10 protein-coding genes and 1 pseudogene are annotated in these 14636 nt (G+C 66.9%); 8 read left to right on the top strand and 3 right to left on the bottom strand.

Annotated features, from left to right (window positions below; genetic code table 11):
* Positions 1–14: 14 nt before the first annotated feature.
* The 8 genes and pseudogenes from B047_RS16855 to B047_RS16840 all read left to right on the top strand — a co-directional run.
* Complete coding sequence (locus tag B047_RS16855; RefSeq protein ID WP_211209158.1) at positions 15–1796, top strand: PQQ-dependent dehydrogenase, methanol/ethanol family; 1782 nt, start codon at positions 15–17, stop codon at positions 1794–1796.
* A 149-nt stretch (positions 1797–1945) separates the two neighbouring features.
* A complete protein-coding gene (locus tag B047_RS17280) occupies positions 1946–3925 on the top strand; it encodes a quinoprotein dehydrogenase-associated putative ABC transporter substrate-binding protein (RefSeq protein WP_018467500.1) in 1980 nt (659 codons plus the stop codon).
* Complete coding sequence (locus B047_RS0113480; protein WP_018467499.1) at positions 3925–4953, top strand: beta-propeller fold lactonase family protein; 1029 nt, start codon at positions 3925–3927, stop codon at positions 4951–4953. The genes B047_RS17280 and B047_RS0113480 overlap by 1 nt, the downstream gene beginning before the upstream one ends.
* Positions 4953–5942 carry a hypothetical protein gene (locus tag B047_RS0113475; protein ID WP_157205933.1) on the top strand — a complete coding sequence of 330 codons (990 nt, stop codon included), beginning with the start codon at positions 4953–4955 and terminating at the stop codon, positions 5940–5942. Before B047_RS0113480 ends, B047_RS0113475 begins: the two co-directional genes overlap by 1 nt.
* A 2-nt stretch (positions 5943–5944) precedes the next feature.
* Positions 5945–6748, top strand: coding sequence for an ABC transporter ATP-binding protein (locus B047_RS0113470; protein WP_018467497.1), 804 nt, complete (start codon positions 5945–5947; stop codon positions 6746–6748).
* Positions 6745–7632, top strand: a complete 888-nt coding sequence (locus B047_RS16845; protein ID WP_018467496.1) for an ABC transporter permease — start codon at positions 6745–6747, stop codon at positions 7630–7632. Before B047_RS0113470 ends, B047_RS16845 begins: the two co-directional genes overlap by 4 nt.
* A 138-nt stretch (positions 7633–7770) precedes the next feature.
* Positions 7771–8580 (top strand): [LysW]-aminoadipate kinase, encoded by an 810-nt coding sequence (locus tag B047_RS0113460; RefSeq protein ID WP_018467495.1) that lies wholly within the window; start codon positions 7771–7773, stop codon positions 8578–8580.
* 88 nt (positions 8581–8668) lie between these two features.
* Positions 8669–10255, top strand: a pseudogene (locus B047_RS16840) (1,4-alpha-glucan branching protein); the annotation flags it as partial.
* Positions 10256–10872: 617 nt separating this feature from the next.
* Here B047_RS16840 and B047_RS0113450 read toward each other — a convergent pair.
* The 3 genes from B047_RS0113450 to B047_RS0113440 form a co-directional block, all read right to left on the bottom strand.
* Complete coding sequence (locus B047_RS0113450) at positions 10873–11418, bottom strand: inorganic diphosphatase (protein WP_018467493.1); 546 nt, start codon at positions 11416–11418, stop codon at positions 10873–10875.
* 109 nt (positions 11419–11527) lie between these two features.
* Positions 11528–12973 carry an NAD-dependent succinate-semialdehyde dehydrogenase gene (locus tag B047_RS0113445; protein ID WP_026234886.1) on the bottom strand — a complete coding sequence of 482 codons (1446 nt, stop codon included), beginning with the start codon at positions 12971–12973 and terminating at the stop codon, positions 11528–11530.
* 90 nt (positions 12974–13063) lie between these two features.
* Positions 13064–14632, bottom strand: a complete 1569-nt coding sequence (locus tag B047_RS0113440; RefSeq protein ID WP_018467491.1) for an amidohydrolase — start codon at positions 14630–14632, stop codon at positions 13064–13066.
* Between the last annotated feature and the right edge of the window lie 4 nt (positions 14633–14636).

The raw sequence follows: 14636 nt of genomic DNA, 5'->3' as shown, positions 1-14636 counted from the left end.
GGGAGGTAAGTTGAATGCTTAAAAGTCGGCTTTTGATGAAGTTGGCCGTAATCCTGGCAGTAGTCCCGATCGGTGGAGTTCTGGCCAACCAGGAGCTGCAGTTCCTTCAGCAGGATGCCGCCCAGTGGGCCATGAGCAGCAAGACCTACAACGGTTGGCGCTACAGCCCCTTGAACCAGATCAACACCAACAACGTGCGCAACCTGCGGGTAGCCTGGAGCTTTGCCCTAGGCATCCAGGATGATGGGGTGGAGGGTGAGCCGTTGGTGGTCGGCAACACCATGTACATCGTCTCTCCCTGGCCCCACCAGGTCTACGCCCTGGATTTGACCCAGGACGGCACCATCAAGTGGATGTACGAACCCAAGGTGGACGAGAAGTACAAGGCGGTGACCTGCTGTGGGCTGATGGAGCGCGGCTGGGCCTATGCCGATGGCAAATTGATTTTCAACACCGTCGACGGCCAGACCATTGCCCTAGATGCTCAGACCGGCAAAGAGGTCTGGAAGACCCAAGTTGGCGAGCTCGCCAAGCAGGAAGCCATGACCGCCCCTCCACTGGTGGCCGGTAACAACGTAATTGTGGGCATGGCCGGGGGTGAGTTCGGCAACCGGGGCTGGGTTACGGCTTTGGACCTCAAGACCGGGCAGCGCAGGTGGCGGGCTTACAGCACCGGCCCCAACGAGGACATGCTGATCGGCTCTCGCTTCAAGCCCTTCTACGATCAGGACAAAGTGCCCAACCCTGGGGTCTCCACCTGGTTCGGTGACTCTTGGCAGCGCGGTACCGCCACCACCTGGGGCTACATGACCTACGACCCCGAGCTCAACCTGTTCTACTACGGCACCAGCAACGGCGGCCCCTGGAACCCCAAGTACCGCCGTGACCCCAACGACCCGAGCCCCACCAAGTGGCCCAACAAGTACGTGGCCTCGGTGCTGGCTCGAGACGCCACCACCGGGGAGCTGGTCTGGGCCTTCCAGTTCACCCCCCAGGAGCAGTGGGATTACGACGAAATCGCCGAGAACATCCTGGTAGACCTCAGGATTGGAGGCCAGGTGCGCAAGGCGCTGGTACACGTAGGACGCAACGGCTTCTTCTACGTTCTGGATCGGACCACCGGCGAACTCCTCTCGGCTACCCCCTACACCCTCGTCAACTGGGCCACCGGTTACGACCTCAAGACCGGTTTCCCCATCTACAACCCTGACAAGCTCCACAAGGAAGGACAGATCACCCGGGATATCTGCCCCAACCTGATCGGTGGCAAGAACTTCCAGCCAGCCTCCTACTCCCCTCGCACGGGCCTCTTCTACTTCACCGCCACGAACCTGTGCATGGATCAGGAGCTCCTGGACGTGGAGTACAAGCCTGGCGAGCGCTACGTAGGCATCCGCAGCACCCATAAGCCCAGCCCAGCGGGGAGCCACCGCTCTGAGCTGATCGCCTGGGATCCCATCAATGGGCGTCGGGCCTTCACCATCAAAGAGCCCTTCAACAACCGTTCGGGTACCATGGTCACCGCCGGCGACCTGGTCTTCTACGGTACCGTGGATGGCTGGTTCAAGGCGCTCAACGCCCGCACAGGCGAAGTGCTCTGGCAGTTCCGCACCGGGGCGGGCACCTTTGCCAACCCCATGACCTACCTGGGGCCCGATGGCAAGCAGTACGTGGCTCTGTTGGTGGGCGCCAAAGGCCAAGGGAACCGCCCGGTAGATCAGGACGACGTCTTCAACGGCCTGATTGGCAAGTACTCGAGGCGCGGCAACGTGCTGTTTGTCTTCAGCCTGCCGTGAGGGCCAGGAAGCAAGGGTGGGGTAGTACCTCACCCTTGCCTTTACCTACAAGGCGTAGAGGTGACCCTTTGAGAAGAAGGTGTGGGAGAGGCCACCACCGTGCGACATACTGGCTTCTGTCGTGGATTATCGGCCTGGCCTGCTTCTCGATGGGGAAAGCTCAGGACTGGGAGTTACGGGCGTGTGCCGATTCCAATGGCCTCCCCTATTCCAACCAGCAGCAGCAGGGCTTTGATAATCGCATTGCCGAGGTGCTGGCCCAGGACCTGGGGGCCAGGCTGAGCTATGAGTGGTGGCCCCAGGGGGCTAGCACGGTCCAGCTCAAGCTGCGTGAGGGAAGCTGTGATGTGGTGATGAGCGTGGGAGAGGGCTACCAGGGAGTGCTCTCCACAATCCCCTACTACCAAAGCAGCTTTGTGCTCGTATACCGGGAAGATAGCCCTTATCAAATCGAGACCCTCGACGACGAAGTGTTGCGCCAGCTCCGCATCGCCATCGAGACCGCCGGTATTCCACCGTTCCAGGCGCTGGCCAACCGGGGCCTGTCGGAGAAAGCAGCGATCCTCGAGGCCGTAGACCCCGACGACCGCACCCGCTCTCCCATCGTCGAAGCCGTGGCCAGGGGAGAGGTAGACGTGGCCATCCTGTGGGGACCAGTAGCCGGTTACTTCGCCCGGCGACAACCGGTGAAGCTCAGGGTAGTGCCCATCTCCCCGGAGTTTGAACCCCCGGCGCTTTCGATGGTCTACCCCGTGACCATCGGCGTCAGAGCGGGGGACGAAGCCTTGCGGGATCGCCTCAACCTCACCATAGCCCGCCGATGGGAGCAAATTCAAGGCATCCTGGAAGAATATGGCGTACCGCAGATTCCCCTGCCAAAGCCGCTGGCCCAGACCGAGGAGCCGGCCCAGGCTTCCAAAACCCTCCGTATTGGCCTGGTGGTCCCTACCCAAACCGGGAGCACTCCAGTCAGCTCCTCGATCTACGAGGACACTGGTGAGGCTGCGCGCCGGGGGGCCGTCCTGGCGGGGGATGAGCTGAATCAGCAAGCAGAGGGCGTGGGCATGCAGCTAAAGGTGCTCGTGGCAAGTGCCCCCAACGCCGAGGCCGCTTTTCGCGCCGCCGCGCGGCTGGTGGCAACTGAGGGCATCTCTGCCCTCATCGGCGGGGTAGGTCAGGGCCAAGCCGAGGCCCTGAGCCGGCTGGCCGAGCAGCGCCGGGTGCTCTTCTTCAACATCGGCTCGCCCGACGACCGGCTGCGCCAGGAGGCTTGCAGCCGCTACACCTTCCACATCGAAGCCAGCGCGGCCATGTACCTCGACGCCCTGGCCGCCTGGTTCATTCAGGCAGGTTTTAGAAGCTGGTTTTTGATCTATGAGGAGGGCCCGGAAGGCCAGACCCTATACCAGAGGGCGCGGAAGTCCCTCCTGGAGCGGCACTTTGGCGCCAGGGAGGCGGGGCGGGCTTCGGTTTCGCCAAGCCGGCCCGACTTCCGCCCGGCCCTCGAGGCCATCCGGCGCGCCCAGCCCCAGGTGCTCCTCCTGCTGCTGGGTGCCGAGACGCAGCTAAGCTTCCTGGGCCAGTACGAGGCTGCGAGGCTTGGCGCCGCCGTGACCGGCTTCCCCCATCCCGAGACCCAGACCCGCGCCTTTTTCGCCGCCTCGCGCAGCAGGGCCAAAGCAGGCGCCGGGCACCGGGCGGTACTGTGGGAGGCTAAGCTGGACGCTTATGGAGCCCGCGAGCTCAACGCCCGCTTCCGGGAGCGCTTCAAGAAGCCCATGGATCCCTCGGCTTGGGCCAGCTACCAGTCGGTCAAGCTGCTCTTCGAGGCGGCGTCCTTCGGGGGAAGCCTCGAAGGCCCCAAGCTGGTGAGCTACCTGGAGAATCCCAGAACCGTCTTCGACGTGCACAAGGGCATTGGGGTCTCCTTCCGCCCCTGGGACCACCAGCTCAGGCAAAGCCTCTACCTCGTCAAGATCAGCCCCGAGGCCAAGGACGACTGGAACCTGGCCGGCCTGGTAGGTGAGTTGCCGGCCATCTACCGTCCCGGCACCGACCCCATCGAGCGGCTGGACCAGTTGGGCGACCTGCGGCGCGACTCGCGCTGCCGTTTTGAAGGAGGACGCTGATGCGACTACCCTTGCGCTTTCTGATCTTCGCCGGCTGCCTTGGCTGCGTGGCCCTCCTGCCGACTTCCCTCGTGCAGCAGCAGGCAGTCACCTACCGTGCCTACGTCTCCAACGAGTACGGGGCCAACGTCACCGTCATCGACGTGGCCACCGACGCCGTCATCGGCACCATCACCGTGGCGGGCCGACCCGGCGAGGTGCGCCCCCGCGGCATGGCGGTGAGTCCGGATGGGCGCACCATCTACGTGGCCCTGAGTGACTTCCAGCCTATCCTCGAGGTCCCCGAGGACAAGATCGTGGCCATCGACGTGGCCACCAACCGCATCAAGGCCGAGTACCGGGTTGGCTCCAACCCCGAGCGGCTGGCGCTCAACCCGGAGGGTAGCCAGCTTTGGGCCGCAAACGAGAACGCCGCGCGGGCCACGGGCTTCGACCTGGAGACCGGCAAGATCTTGGGTGAGTTCCAGACTGGAGTGGAGCCCGAGGGGGTGGCGGTGAGTCCGGATGGGCGCTTCGTCTACGTCACCGGCGAGACCAGCCACACCATCACGGTCATCGATGCCAAGGAGCTCAAGCTGGTCAGGCACTTCCTGGTGGGCAACCGCCCGCGCTTTGTGCTCTTCTCGCCGGACGGCTCTAAAGCCTACGTCTCCGCCGAGATCGCCGGCACAGTCTCGGTCATCGACGCCAGGGCGCATCGAGTCATCCAAACCATCTCACTGGGGCTCGACTCTCGTTTGGTGGAGATGGCCCTCTCCCCCGACGGCAAGCGTCTCTACGTGGCCGGGGGCGGGACCAGCGCAGTCTACGTCATCGACACCGAGAACAACCGGGTGGTGCGCACCATCCGCGAGCGCATGGGTCGCCGTCCCTGGGGGATCACCATCACCCCGGACGGAAAGAAGATCTACACCGCCAACGGCCTCTCCGACAGCGTCTCGGTCATCGACCCCGTCAGCCTGAGCGTGGTGAAGAGCATCCCTGCCGGGCGCGGGCCGCACTCGGTGGTCATCGGGGTGGTGCGGTGATGTGGGGTAGGGTTGTAGCGGGGGTCGTGGTGGGCCTGGCCTATGCCGCGCCGGTCTTCCTCGAGCGCGCGGAGGAGTTGCGCTTCTTGTGGGCCAGCGAAGTCCTGGGCATTCGGCTGCAAGCCCTGGCCCTGGAGCCAAACGAGGAGCAGGCCGAGAAGGCACTCCGCGGCGACCTTCCCCTCTTCGCCGGCAGCCTCGAGGCCCAGGATTCCGCCTTGCTGAGGGAACTGGAAGAGGCCCTGGAGGAACTCGAGGCGCAGGTAGAGGCCAAAGACAGCGCCAGGCTCGAGGCGACCTCCCGGCGAACCCAGGGGCTTCTGGAGCGGGCCCGGCAGCGGCTGGTGCCCGAGAGCGACCCCACCCTCCAGGCCGCTCTGATCGCCCAGCTGGTGCTGCTGGACGACGGGGTGGCCGAGAGCTACGAGGACGCGGCTCGAGGGGAGGAAGGGGCTTACCAGGTGGGCCGGGTTGCCCTGCAGCGGGTCAGGATGCTGTGGCAGGGCTTGAGGCCTGCGCTGGCTGGGCGAGCCGCGGAGGCAGCAGCCAGGGTGGAAGAGGGCCTCAATACCCTCGGACGGCTCTTCTCCTCCCCTACCCCTCCAGCCCGCTTCCAGGACCCAGAGGACGCCGAGCAAGCCGCGCTGGACATCACCTTCGCCCTGGCCGCGGCCACCGGGGCCGAGCTGCTGCCCCAGGAACTCCCGCCAGCGCTGGCCCTGGTCGAGCGCCAGGCCGATCAGGCCTGCCGGGCCTACCCGGAGGGCAAGCGGCGGCTGGCCCTGGAGGGTATCGCCGCGGCCCGCCTGTACTACCGGACCTACCTCGGCGATACCCTCCAGACCCTGTCCCCCGGGCTCAACGAGCGGCTAAACCCTCTCCTGGAGGGGCTTTCCGAGGCAATCCAGGCAAGGGAGAGCGCCAAGGTAGGCGCGGACTGTAAAACGCTCGCAGACGTCCTGACCCAGGCCAGGGATACACTAAGGTAAGCATGCTCGCTGTCGAATGCCATGAGCTGGGACGCCGCTTTGGCGCAGTGGTGGCGGTGGGGGGGCTGAGCTTCGGCGTGGCCGAGGGGGAGCTCTTCGCCTTCTTGGGCCCCAACGGGGCGGGCAAGACCACCACGCTCCACATGCTCATCACCATGCTCGAGCCCACCTCGGGCTGGGCCAAGGTGGTGGGGTTTGACGTGGTGCGCCAGGCCCCCGCGGTGCGGGAGAGCATCGGGGTGGTCTTCCAGGAGCCCGCACTCGACGAGCGCCTTAGCGCACGGGAGAACCTCGAGGTCCATGGGGTGCTCTACGGCCTCCGGGGCCCCGGGCTGAAGGAGGCCATCGCCCAGGCGTTGGAGTGGGCCAGCCTGGCCGAGGTGGCTCGCCGCCCGGTGCGCACCTTCTCCGGAGGGATGAAGCGGCGCCTCGAGTTGGCCCGGGCCCTCATGCACACACCGAAGGTCCTCTTCCTCGACGAACCCACCCTCGGGCTCGACCCCCAGGGCCGCCGGCACCTGTGGGAGCGCATCGCCACCCTGCGGGGGCAGGGCCTGACGGTGTTCATGACCACCCACTACCTGCAAGAAGCCGAGGCCTGCGACCGGGTGGGGATCATCGACCAGGGCCACCTGATCGCCCTGGACACCCCCGCCGCGCTCAAGCTGAAGGTGCTGGGCAAGGCCGAGGGCAGCCTCGAGGACGTGTTCCTCGAGCTCACCGGCCGCAAGCTGCGCGACGAAGAGGCGAGGCCCAGAGATCGCCTGCTGGGCTTCGCCCGCAGGGGAGGGGAGCACACCCGATGAAGGCCCTCACCTCCCCCACCCGTACCTTCCCCCTCGAGCCGGCCGTGGTATGGGTGATGTGGCGGCGCGAGTTGCTGCGCTACGCCCGCGACCGCTCGCAGGTCTTCGGCGGCTTCTCCCGCACGGTGTTGTGGCTAATCATCCTGGGCTTCGGCCTGGGGGCCTCTTTCCGCGACATCGAGGGCTACACCTACGCCCAGTACATCTTCCCCGGCGTCATCACCCTCAATATCCTCTTCGCCGCGCTGCAATCGGCGGTGGCGCTGGTATGGGACCGCGAGGTAGGGCTCCTACGCGAGGTACTGGTCTCCCCCGCCCCCATGCTCTCGGTGGCGCTGGGCAAGCTGTTGGGGGGGGCCAGCGTCGCGGTGGTCCAGGGCTCCATCCCCCTGCTCTTCGCTCCCCTCATCGGGGTCAGCTTCAGCCTTGGCAGCCTGCTGCTGGCCTGGGGGGTGATGGCCCTGCTGGGCCTCAGTGTCACCGGCTTCGGGGTGGTCCTGGCCTCGCGCATGGCAACCTTCGAGGGCTTCGGCAGCATCTCCAACGGCGTGATCCAACCGCTGTACTTCCTGTCGGGCTCGATCTTCCCTCTCAAGGGCATCATCGGGGGGGTGGGCTTCTTGGACCTCCCCGACACCCTGCGCCAGGAGCTGGAGCGGCTGGGCATCCACACCATCGGCGGGGGCTGGGTGGTGCAGCTTCCGGTGTGGTTGCAGGTGCTGGTCTATGCCAACCCGGTGACCTACTTCCTGGACCTGCTGCGCGCGGTGAGCCTGCGCTACCAGCAGTTGCCCATGGCCGCCGACCTGGCCGTGGTGGTCGTCGTCCCCCTGCTGACTACCCTGCTGGCCACGCTGGCCATGAGCCGGATGCACCGGCGGTAACGCTCAGCTCAGGAGCCTGAATGGTGGAGCCGCCACTTTGGCTATATGCGCTGCGCTTTCGAGCGATCCCTCCCCGGCATGGCTCGCCTCGAGCCGAAGGCGCGTGAAATCGGTATGATGGGCGGCTAGGGGTTGTGCATGATCGTCGTCAAGGTGGGAGGTTCAGAAGGCATCGACTACGCAGCGGTCGCCAAGGACGCGGCGGCGCTGTGGAAATCGGGTCAGAAGCTCATCCTCGTGCACGGAGGTAGCAGCGAGACCAACAAGATCGCCGAGGCTTTGGGCCACCCGCCGCAGTTCCTGACCCACCCCGGCGGTATGACCAGCCGCCTCACCGACCGGCGCACGCTCGAGATCTTCGAGATGGTCTACTGTGGCCTGGTGAACAAGCGCATCGTCGAGCTGTTGCAGCGCGAAGGGGTCAATGCGGTGGGCCTCTCCGGGCTGGACGGACGCATCTTCGAGGGCAGGCGCAAGGAGGCGGTGAAGTACGTGGAGAACGGCAAGATCAAGATTCACCGCGGGGACTTCACCGGTTCGGTCGAACGGGTCAACACCGCCTTGCTCACGCTGCTGCTCGAGGCGGGCTACCTACCCGTGCTCACCCCTCCCGCCGTGAGCTACGAGGGCGAGGCCATCAACACCGACGGCGACACCGCGGCCTCGATGCTGGCGACGAGCCTCAAGGCCGAGGCGCTGCTGCTTTTGTCCAACGTCCCCGGCCTGCTCGCCAACTTCCCCGACGAGTCCAGCCTGATCCGCGAGATCCCGGCGGCAAAGGTCGATGATCCGGCGTATATGGCCGTGGCGCAGGGGCGCATGAAGAAGAAGGTGCTGGGCGCGGTGGAGGCGGTGCAGGGCGGGGTGGGCCGGGTGATCTTCGGGGATGCGAGGGTCGAGCAGCCCATCCAAAAGGCCCTAGCGGGGGCAGGTACAGTAGTGCGCTGAGCTTCTTCCCGTCCGTGCGGGTCCGCGTTCTGTGCGACAGTTGTAGAAAGGTTTCCATGAGAAGTCTTAGGGGTAGAATGCAGGGGCTATGACGCGGTTCGTGTTGGTCCTGCACTCCCACCTCCCGTATGTGCGCGCCCACGGGATGTGGCCTTTTGGCGAGGAGACCCTTTACGAAGCCATCGCCGAGGTGTACCTGCCGCTGGCCCGCTTGTTGGAGCGCCTCGAGGCCGACCGCGTTCCGGCCCCCATGACCATCGGCATCACCCCCATCCTCACCGAGCAACTCACCGACGCCAGGGTCAAGGAGGGCTTCCTCAAATACTGCGAAGACCGGCTGATACGGGCCGAGGACGACCTGGCGCGCTACCAGGCCACCGAGCTCGCGGCCTCGGCGGCCCATCAGCTAAGCCACTGGCAGGAGACCGCTAGCCACTACCAGCGCCTCGGCGGCGACGTGGTGGGCTTCTTCGCCAGGGCCCAGGAGAAGGGGCAGATCGAGGTCATCACCTCCTCGGCCACCCACGGCTACTCACCGCTGCTGGGCTCGGATACCGCGCTGTGGGGCCAGATCAAGACCGGCACCGATGCCTACCGCCGTCATTACCGCCGCGAAGCCACCGGCTATTGGATGCCCGAGATGGCCTACCGCCCCAGAGGCTACTGGGAACCCCCGGTGGATGGGGCCACGCCGGGAATGCGGGCCGGGGTGGACGAATTGCTGTATAAAGCCGGCATTCGCTACACCTTTGTAGACGCGCATCTGGTGCAGGGCGGCCAGAGCCTTCCGCCCCAGCTTGGCCCTTATGGCCAGGTGGAATCTCTCCAGCTCGCCGAGTCGGGCGAGGCGGTCTACCAGGTGCACGAACTCGAGTCGGGCCTGCGGGTGATGGCCCGCAACCAGGAGACCGCGCTGCAGGTTTGGAGCGCCGACTACGGCTACCCCGGCGACGGGGCCTACCGCGAATTCCACCGCAAGGACCCCGTCTCGGGCCTGCGCCACCACCGCGTCACCCACCGCAAGGCTGGTTTGGGGGACAAGCAGCCTTACTATCCCGAAGAAGCCTTCAACCGCGCCAAGGAGCATGCCCGCCACTTCGTGGGCGTGGTGGAAGGGTTGGCCCAGAAGCACCCCGACGGGGTGATCTGCGCGGCCTACGACACCGAGCTGTTTGGGCACTGGTGGTACGAGGGTCCGGCCTGGCTCGAGGCGGTGTTCCGCGAGCTGGCCCAGTCCAAATCCGTCAAGGCCATGACCGCCCGCGAGGCCGTGCGCGGCAAGACGGTGCGCACGGCGCTGCCCGAGGGAAGCTGGGGGCGAGGCGGCCACCACGACGTGTGGCTCAACCGCGAGACCCTCGACTTCTGGCGGCTGGTCTACCGCGCCGAGGGCCAGATGATCGCCGCCGCGCAGCGCTTTGGCCGCGACCACAACGGCAAGCGTCGCGCCCTGCGCCAGCTCATGCGCGAGCTGCTGCTGCTGGAGTCCTCCGACTGGCCCTTCCTCATCGACACCGGCCAGGCGGTGGAATACGCCCGCGAGCGCTACGAGGACCACGCCGCCCGCTTCGCCGAGATCTACCAGATGCTCAGCGACGACCGCATCGACCTGGGCCGCCTGAGCGAGCTCGAGGCCCTCGACAACCCCTTCCCCGAGGCTGACCCCAGCCTCTACGCCACCGGCGAGCCGCAGGTGAGCGCGAAGAACCTGGTGGCTGAGCTGCTCGAGGCCACCCGCCCTGCCCGCATGGCCCGCCGCGACGCCCACAAGGCCGCCTACGGCAAGCTGCCCGACTACCAGAGCCTGCGCGCGAGCACCAAGGAGGAAGAGCCCCCGCCCGTGGTCTATGAAGCCGAGGGACCCGAGGGCGGCTCGGATGAAAAAAAAATGACCCAGCCGGCTGAGGCCGCTTCACCCTCCCCGAGCAGCGGGGCCAAGCCCGTTACCACGGCGGCCAGCAAGCCCAAGGCCAAGGCCCCGGCGAACAGGACCAAAACGGCCGGCCCCGAAGCCAGAGCGCGTGACCCCCTCGTCGAGATCAAGGGCATCGGCCCGACTTACCAGAAGCGCCTTTATGAAGCGGGCGTGTACACCTTTGCCCAGCTCGCCAAGCTCAAGCCCGCCAGGCTGCTGGAAATCGTGCGGGCTCGAGTCAGGGTGGATGTGGAGAGCTGGATCGCCGAAGCCAAGGTGTTGGCCAGGAAAAAGAAATAGGACAACCCGACGCTCGTGCAGGGGCGAACACAGGGTTCGCCCCTTTCTATGCCTGGCGTTTGAGGCTTGGCTACGAACTACCCACCTTCGACCGCCGACGCCGCCTTATAGCGCTCGATGCAGGCCCTGACCTCGGCGATGGCCCGCTCGCGACCCTCCCAGCCCGTCACCTTGACCCACTTGCCCTTGTGGGCCTCGAGGGCCTTGTAGGTCTCGAAGAAGTTCTGGATTTCGGCCTTGGTGGCCTCGGGCACGTCGGAGAGGTCTTTGATGTGGTCCCAGCGGGGGTCCTCGGCGACCACGCCCAGGATTTTAGCGTCCCCGCCCTTTTCGTCTTGCATGTCCACCATGCCGATGATGCGCACGTCCACCACCACGCCAGGGAGCAGCGGGTGGGTGGCGAGGATGACGCCATCGAGGGGATCGCCGTCTTCGGCCAGGGTGGAGGGGATGAAGCCGTAGTCGCCGGGGTAGAACTGCGCGGTGGGCAGCACACGGTCGAGTTTGATTGCTCCGAGTTCGGGATCGTACTCGTACTTGTTGGTCGAGCCGCGGGGGATCTCGATGACCATGTGCACGATTTCAGGGGCCTTCTTGCCAACGGGCAATTCCTTGAGGTTCATAGCGAGGCCATTCTATCAGCCGCCTCGGGAAGTTTCCCGTGAGGGCCCCAGATGAAGGGCGCTTCGCAGTGGGGATATCCGCGAACCACCAGCCCTCGAGCTTCCCGGTTCATCGGCCGTCGGCTATCGACATCGAGATGAACTTGGCCTCGAGGTACTCCTCCAGCCCCCACCAGCCCCCCTCGCGGCCCAGGCCGGAGTTCTTCATACCGCCGAAGGGAGCCTGGGGAGCCATGGCGGTGGGGATGGGGTCATTGATGCCGACGATGCCGTAGTGCAGGCCCTCGGCGACGCGCCAGGCGCGGGAGAGGTCGTTGGTCCAGGCGTAGGCGGCAAGGCCGTAGGGGGTGTCGTTGGCCAGGCGCAGGGCTTCCTCCTCGGTGGTGAAGGGGATGACGGGGGCCACGGGGCCGAAGGTCTCCTCGGTCATGATCTTCATGCCGGGGCGCACGCCGCTGAGGACGGTGGGCTCGAAGTAGAGGCCTTCGCGCACCTTGCCCCCCACCACGGCCTTCGCGCCCTTGGCGAGCGCGTCCTCGATGTGTTCCTTCACCTTGGCGAGGCCCTGGGCGTCCACCACCGGCCCCACCTGGGTCTCGGGGAGCAGGGGGTCGCCCAGGCGCAAGGCAGCGGTGGCGGCGGCGAAAGCCTGGGTGAAGGGCTCCAGGACGCTCTGCTGCACGAAGACCCGGTTGGTGCAGATGCAGGTCTGGCCGGCGTTGCGGAACTTGGAGAGCACCACGTCGCGGGCGGCTTTGTCGAGGTCGGCGTCCTCGAAGACCAGGAAGGGGGCGTGGCCGCCGAGCTCGAGCGAGACGCGCTTGAGGGTCTTGGCGGCCTGGGCGTAGAGGAGGCGCCCGACCTCGGTGGAGCCGGTGAAGGTGAGCTTGCGCACGCGCTCGTCTTCGAAGAAGGGCTGGCTGAAGGCCACGGGGTCGGAGGTGGGCAGCACCTGCAGCGTGCCCTTGGGGCCGCCGGCCTCCTCCCACAGCCGCGCCAGGTACAGAGCGCTCATGGGGCTCTGCTCGGCGGGCTTGATGACGATGGCGCAGCCCGCCGCCAGCGCGGGGGCGGCCTTGCGGGTGATCATGCCGGTGGGGAAGTTCCAGGGGGTCACGGCGTAGACCACGCCCACCGGTTCGTAGGACACCAGCCCCCGCTTGTGGTCGAAGCGCGAGAGCACCCGCTCGCCGTGCAGCCGCACGGCCTCCTGGGCGTACCACTTGACGAAGCTCGCCGAGTACCTCACCTCCCCGCGCGATTCGGTGATGGGCTTGCCCATCTCGAGGCTCATCAGGCGGCCCAGCTCGGCCTCGTGGGCTAAGAGCAGCTCGTTCCAGCGCTCGAGGATCTCGGCGCGGGTATAGGGGTTGGTGCGCTTCCAACCCTCGAAGGCCTCGAGCGCGGCCTCGATGGCCCGCCGGGCCTCGGCGGGGCCGCAGTCGGCCACCTCGCCCACTATGTGCCCGTCGCCGGGGTGGGTGACGCTGAAGGTCTTGCCGGTGCTCTGCCAGCCGTCTGCGAAGTAGGCCTGGTTGGGGAGTTCCTTGATCATAGAAGGTCCTTTCTGGGGGAAGTCGATGGTCAATAGCCGATAGCCTCGTGGCCTGTGGTGAAGGGGGTGTCTTGCGTACGCCCCACGACCTCACCTGACGCCAAACTCCGGGCTGAAATCCTTGCTGGTCCAGGTGGAGCGCAGCTCGAGGCTGCCCAGCGCCTCGGGCGGCGCGGTGCGGGGGTCGCGGCCCAGCACCACGAAGTCGGCCCAGTGGCCGGGCTCGAGGCGGCCCCGGTTGCCCTCGTCGCCCTGGGCGAGGGCGCCGCCCACGGTGTAGGCCCATAGTGCGGTCTCCAGGCTCACGCCGTTGCCTTCGCACATCGGCTCGGCCACGGCGGCCTGCAGGCCAGCGAGGGGGGAAACCCGGCTCACCACCGGCCCGTCGGAGGAAAAAGCCACGGTGAGGCCGGCGGCGAACATGGCCCGCAGGTTGTAGCAGCGGCAGAGCATGGCCTCGGGGAGGTACTTGAGAAAGTTGCCGCGCAGCTCGTGGAGGAACACCGGCTGGGGCACGGCGATCACGCCGAGCCGCCGGGCGCGCTCGAGGTGTTCCTCCCCCGCCAGCCCAAAGTGCTCAATGCGGTGGCGGGTGGCAGCGCCGGGGGCCGCCTGGTACAGCCGCTCGTACACGCCCAGCACTTGGTTCAAGGCCCGGTCCCCGATGGCGTGGGTGCCGATGCGGAAGCCATGGCGGTGGGCCTCGAGCGCCAGCGCGTAGAGTTCTTCGCTTTCGAAGCGGAGTACGCCTTGGCTCGGTCCGTCAGTGTTGCGATAGGGAAGGCTCAGCGCGGCGGTGGCCCCGGAGAGCCCCCCATCGGCGAAGAACTTCACCGAGTCGCAGCGCAGGAAGTCGGAGCGGTGCTTTTCGGGCAGGGGGAAGGTCTCGCTGCCCCCATCCGGGCGGCGGATGTAGAGCAGGTTGACCCGGATGGGCAGCTTTCCGGCGGCGTCCAGGGCACAGTAGGCCGCGTAGAGCGGCGGGTCCACGGCGGGGTCGGTGGCGCTGGTGATGCCCAGCGACTTCAGGTACTCCAGCCCCGCCAGCACCCAGCGCTCGTAGTCGGCCTGGGTGGGCGCGGGCATGGCGCCGAAGACCAGCCCGTAGGCCGTCTCGTAGAGGATGCCGCGCCCAAAATCGATCTGCCCGCCCGGCACGCGGGTCTCGGGCGTGACCCCCGCCGCCTGCAGGGCCGGGGTGTTCACCGCGTGGATGTGGGCGCAGGTGCGCGTCAGCAGCACCGGGTTGCGCGGGGCGATGGCGTCGAGGGCCGAGCGCTCGGGCCAGCCGCCCATGCGGGCCTCGTTCCAGCCGCGCCCCCAAAGCCACTGGCCGGGTTGCAGGGTCTGGGCACGTTCCCTCACCGCGGCGTAAAAGGCGTCGAGGCTCTCCACGCCGCGCAGGTCGAGCAGCGTGGTGCGCAGTTGCCCCACCTTCCACACGTGCACGTGCGCGTCGTTGAAGCCGGGCAGCAGCGTCTGGCCCTCGAGGTCCACGCGCCGCGTGGCCGGGGAGAGAAGGGGCTCGAGCTCGCTCATCCGCCCGGCCGCCAGGACGCGCCCCCCGCGCAGCGCGACGGCCTCGAGCGCCTCGAGCCCGCCGGGCGCGGGAGCGGGGTTGAGAATGGTGCCCCTGTAGATCAGGGTGTCGGCTTTCATGGGT

The organism is Calidithermus timidus DSM 17022 (assembly GCF_000373205.1).
Lineage (GTDB): Bacteria > Deinococcota > Deinococci > Deinococcales > Thermaceae > Calidithermus > Calidithermus timidus.
This window is presented reverse-complemented; position numbering and strand designations above follow the sequence as displayed.

Coding starts and splice junctions, on each gene's coding strand:
- B047_RS0113450 (WP_018467493.1), bottom strand. CDS start 11,418: ATGAACCTCAAGGAATTGCCCGTTGGCAAGAAGGCCCCTGAAATCGTG.
- B047_RS0113445 (WP_026234886.1), bottom strand. CDS start 12,973: ATGATCAAGGAACTCCCCAACCAGGCCTACTTCGCAGACGGCTGGCAG.
- B047_RS16855 (WP_211209158.1), top strand. CDS start 15: ATGCTTAAAAGTCGGCTTTTGATGAAGTTGGCCGTAATCCTGGCAGTA.
- B047_RS0113440 (WP_018467491.1), bottom strand. CDS start 14,632: ATGAAAGCCGACACCCTGATCTACAGGGGCACCATTCTCAACCCCGCT.
- B047_RS0113480 (WP_018467499.1), top strand. CDS start 3,925: ATGCGACTACCCTTGCGCTTTCTGATCTTCGCCGGCTGCCTTGGCTGC.
- B047_RS17280 (WP_018467500.1), top strand. CDS start 1,946: ATGGGGAAAGCTCAGGACTGGGAGTTACGGGCGTGTGCCGATTCCAAT.
- B047_RS0113475 (WP_157205933.1), top strand. CDS start 4,953: ATGTGGGGTAGGGTTGTAGCGGGGGTCGTGGTGGGCCTGGCCTATGCC.
- B047_RS0113470 (WP_018467497.1), top strand. CDS start 5,945: ATGCTCGCTGTCGAATGCCATGAGCTGGGACGCCGCTTTGGCGCAGTG.
- B047_RS0113460 (WP_018467495.1), top strand. CDS start 7,771: ATGATCGTCGTCAAGGTGGGAGGTTCAGAAGGCATCGACTACGCAGCG.
- B047_RS16845 (WP_018467496.1), top strand. CDS start 6,745: ATGAAGGCCCTCACCTCCCCCACCCGTACCTTCCCCCTCGAGCCGGCC.